Genomic DNA, 1,371 nt, shown 5'->3' with positions numbered 1-1,371 from the left:
CGGCCCCCCGCCGCTGGTGAAGGCCGCCACCGGCGAGGACGTCAGCGCCGAGGACCTCGGCGGTGCCGACGTGCACACGCGCATCTCCGGCGTGGCCGACCACTTCGCCGACAACGACCTGCAGGCGCTGGCGCGGGTCCGCGCGATCGTCGCCCAGCTCAACTGGCGCAAGCCGCCCCCCGCCCTGGCGCTGCGCACGCCGGAGCCGCCGCTGTATCCGGCCGAGGAGCTGTACGGGGTGATCCCGGCCGACCCGCGCAAGCCGTTCGACGTGCGCGAGGTGATCGCGCGGGTGGTGGACGGCTCGCGCCTGGACGAATTCAAGGCGCGCTACGGCACCACGTTGGTCACCGGCTTCGCGCACATCCACGGCTATCCGGTGGGCATCGTCGCCAACAACGGCATCCTGTTCTCCGAGTCGGCGCTGAAGGGCGCGCACTTCATCGAGCTGTGCGCGCAGCGTGGCATCCCGCTGGTGTTCCTGCAGAACATCACCGGCTTCATGGTCGGCCGCAAGTACGAGCACGGCGGCATCGCCAAGGACGGCGCCAAGCTGGTGATGGCGGTGGCCTGCGCCAAGGTGCCCAAGTTCACGGTGGTGATCGGCGGCTCGTTCGGCGCCGGCAACTACGGCATGTGCGGCCGCGCCTATTCGCCGAACTTCCTGTGGATGTGGCCGAACGCGCGCATCGGGGTGATGGGCGGCGAGCAGGCGGCGAGCGTGCTGGCGACGGTGCGCCGCGACGGCATCGCGGCCAAGGGTGGGCAGTGGTCGGACGCCGAGGAGACGGCGTTCAAGGCGCCGATCCGCGAGCAGTTCGAGCGCCAGGGCCATCCGTACTACGCCAGTGCGCGGCTGTGGGACGACGGGGTGATCGATCCGGCGCAGACGCGGCGGGTATTGGGGTTGGGCTTGTCGGCGGCGTTGAACGCGCCGGCGGAGCAGAGCCGGTTCGGGGTGTTCCGGATGTGAGCGGACCCATGCGCTCGTTCTTTCAGGCGCGTTCGCGCGGGGATCGGCGGTGGTCACGCAGGTGGTCGCTGGCGATGCCGGCGCTAGTGTGCCCGGCGGTGGGCTCCACGAGCGGCTCCGCGGACGCGCTCGCTGCGACGGCCTCCGCTTTTGCTGCTGCTTTTGCTGCTGCTTTTGCTCCCACTTTTGCTTTTGCTCCTGCATTTGCTCTTGCTCTGCCTTTGACTTACCGGGTCCCCTCGGCGCGGCAGCCGCGGTGGGGAAAAACCCGAAGGGCGGCGCACATGGATGTGCGCCGTTCGCGGCAGGGGCAGGATGCCCCTTCCGCGAATCCCCGACGTGGCTGCGGACCCGGAGCGCGCAGCGCGGAGGGCGCGCTGCGGGGTGTGCTTTCTTTT

Annotated in this window: 1 protein-coding gene; it reads left to right on the top strand. The window is 70.2% G+C overall.

Annotated elements, in window-relative coordinates:
- Nucleotides 1-973 (top strand): carboxyl transferase domain-containing protein (locus tag D183_RS0115655; protein WP_017909840.1); only part of this gene is annotated, 973 nt, incomplete at its 5' end.
- Nucleotides 974-1,371: the final 398 nt, after the last annotated feature.

The organism is Xanthomonas sp. SHU 199, from assembly GCF_000364665.1.
GTDB classification, from domain to species: Bacteria; Pseudomonadota; Gammaproteobacteria; order Xanthomonadales; family Xanthomonadaceae; genus Xanthomonas_A; species Xanthomonas_A sontii.
This window is presented reverse-complemented; position numbering and strand designations above follow the sequence as displayed.